Origin of the sequence: uncultured Campylobacter sp., from assembly GCF_938018035.1 — a bacterium.
Classification (GTDB): Bacteria; Campylobacterota; Campylobacteria; order Campylobacterales; family Campylobacteraceae; genus Campylobacter_B.
In genome coordinates this window covers 1-2,594 of the sequence record NZ_CALIJF010000258.1, presented here as the reverse complement: position 1 = coordinate 2,594, position 2,594 = coordinate 1, and the positions used below count along the sequence as shown (strand labels likewise).

The window sequence follows — 2,594 nt, the reverse complement described above, 5'->3', positions numbered from 1 at the left end:
AAATCCGTAAATATTATTCCGACAGCCCCGCAGCTTTCATAATCTCCGCCGTCGCATTTATTAGATAAAATTTCGACTAGTTTCGTGCATGCGCTGTATTTTCCGTTGCCGTTATCGCAAGAGATCGCTAAATCTTTTTCCTCTTGGGTTTGTAAATGATCTACGCTTACCTTTGCCGCAGCGGGGATCGCTGCAAATGCTATTATAAACGCAAGTGCTGAAATTTTAAGATAGAATTTTTTCATCGCCGCTCCATGTTTTTAAGCGGCGATTATATATTAAAGTATTTTAGCGGGCTCTTAAAATTTCGCAGAGTTAAAATTTCTATCGCCCGCAAATTTTAGCGACACTATTTTCAAAAGCCGCGCCGCTTCTGGATTTAAAACGCCGCTTTTAAAATTTTAAACGTCGCGGTGGAATTCAAAGCGCCGCTTTAAAATTTAAAACATCGTTCTTAAATTCAAAGCGTCGCGGTAAAATTTCAAAATCCCACCGCAAGCTTTGGGCGGCTTTAAATTTAACATACCGAGTTCTGTTAACATCCCGAGTTTGGCTGCACCCGCGTTTCGCTGCCCGTGTGGATCAGCAGAGCCTTGCCGCGTCTAAATCTGCACGGCGGATCGGCTTGCACGGATGAGTACTCCTTGCCGTTTAGCTTGTAGATGATATTGGAGCCTTGCACCGTCTTTTGGGAGTTTTGGATCGCATCTCCGGCGACCGCGCCTACTACCGCACCGCCCACGAGCCCCACGGTCTCAGCTAAGCGCCTGCTGCTGCTATGTTTGCCGAGCTTATGCCCGACGATGGCGCCCGTAGTGCCGCCCGCGACGCCGCCTAAAATTTTACCCGTATTGCCTTCGGAGCGCTCTACGTTGATCTTGGCGGGCAGGACATCTACGATCTCGATCCGATCGCTCTGTCTCATGCGGTTCGTCTCGCTTGCGTCATAGACATCTCCGCCGTACCGATCCTGCGGGGTCGCGCAGCCGCAAAGTGCGATCGCGGCGATCAAACATAATGTAAAATTTCGCATAATATCCTCCTTAAAATGGATTTATCGCTATTATACAGCGCGAGATTATACCGACGGTTATCGCGCGGCGGTATTATCAAAATGATACGATAATTCAAAATTTTACAAAATTATATAAAATCAAATATCATATTAAAATCTCGTTGAAATCGTATCTTATAAAGCAAAATATACAAAAACCATCTGTTTAACTTAAAGATAAAATTAGCTCTTTTTACTAAAAAATATTTAAGAATTTCAATATTCTTAAAGAATTGATAATATATAATTTCCTTGAATTTAAGAATTCTGTTTTGGCTCCGCCATTCAACGAAATTTCAAGGAAGTACAATGAGCGAATCAAATTTCAACAGACGCGATTTCTTAAAATCGGCCTGTATCAGCGTCGGCGCGCTTAGCCTTAGCGGCTGCGTGGATACCGACAAAAGTAAAAGCGCAGACGGCGGCAACGAAGGCGGCCTTCCTAGTGTGGACGTACTTATTATCGGCTCGGGAGGCGCGGGTTTGCGTGCAGCCGTAGCGGTAAGAAAGAGTAATCCAAATCTCAGTGTTGTAGTAGCTACGAAGATGATGCCTTCGCGCAACGCCACCTGTATGGCGGAGGGCGGTATCAACGGCGTTACGAGTTTCAGTGGCGGCGATTCATACAAACTTCACGCCTACGACACCGTAAAAGGCGGCGCATATCTTGTAGATCAGGACGCCGCGATTAAATTTTGTGAACTTGCGGGCCCTACGATTGCCGAGATGGATTACATCGGCACGCTGTTTTCCAGAAATGCTAGCGGCGGCGTGGATGGCAAAGAAAGCGGCGTCCCGGGCGGCGTAGCACAGCGCTTTATGGGCGGCGCGTCTAAAAAACGATGCAACTACTCCGCCGATAAGACGGGTCATATCTTGATGCACGCCTGTTTTGACGATGCGGTCAGCAACGGCGTGAAATTTTTAATCGATCACGAGTTGCTTGAGATCAGCGCACCTGACGGCAGATGCGAGGGCGTCGTGCTTCGAAATATCCAAACTGGCGATTTTTATCCCGTGCTTTGCAAAGCCTTGGTAATCGCAACGGGCGGATATACGAGGATGTTTTACAACCGCACCTCGGTGCCTTATATCGCTACCGGCGACGGCATCGCGGCGGCACTGCGCGCGGGTCTTGGATTTAGCGATCCGGAGATGGTGCAGTTCCACCCTACAGGTATCAAAAGCGGCGGCGCGCTCATTACCGAAGCTGCACGAGGCGAGGGCGGATATCTGCTCAACAACAAAGGCGAGCGCTTTATGAAAAATTACCACGAAAAGATGGAGCTTGCGCCGCGCGATGTCGTAGCTCGCGCGATCGAAACCGAGATTCGCGAGGGTAGGGGCTACGGCGAGGGACTCGGCGCATACGTGCTACTTGACGTAAGGCATCTCGGAAAAGATAAAATTTTAAAAGCCCTTCCTAAGATCAGACACACCGCCATTTTGTTTGAGGGTATCGATCTTATCGAGGAGCCGATTCCGATTCGTCCGACCGCACACTACTCGATGGGCGGCATAGATGTGGTTAAATTTGACG

The 2,594-nt window shown here is 48.3% G+C and carries 3 protein-coding genes; 1 reads left to right on the top strand and 2 read right to left on the bottom strand.

Features of this window, described 5'->3' with window-relative positions:
• Together Q0257_RS07690 and Q0257_RS07685 are read right to left on the bottom strand one after the other, a co-directional pair.
• Positions 1–245, bottom strand: a 245-nt coding sequence (locus tag Q0257_RS07690; protein ID WP_298023621.1) for a hypothetical protein, incomplete at its 3' end; no start/stop codon positions are given.
• A gap of 290 nt (positions 246–535) precedes the next feature.
• A complete protein-coding gene (locus Q0257_RS07685; protein ID WP_298023619.1) occupies positions 536–1,033 on the bottom strand; it encodes a hypothetical protein in 498 nt (165 codons plus the stop codon).
• A gap of 330 nt (positions 1,034–1,363) precedes the next feature.
• Here Q0257_RS07685 and Q0257_RS07680 point away from each other — a divergent pair.
• Positions 1,364–2,594, top strand: a 1,231-nt coding sequence (locus Q0257_RS07680; protein ID WP_298023616.1) for an FAD-binding protein, incomplete at its 3' end; no start/stop codon positions are given.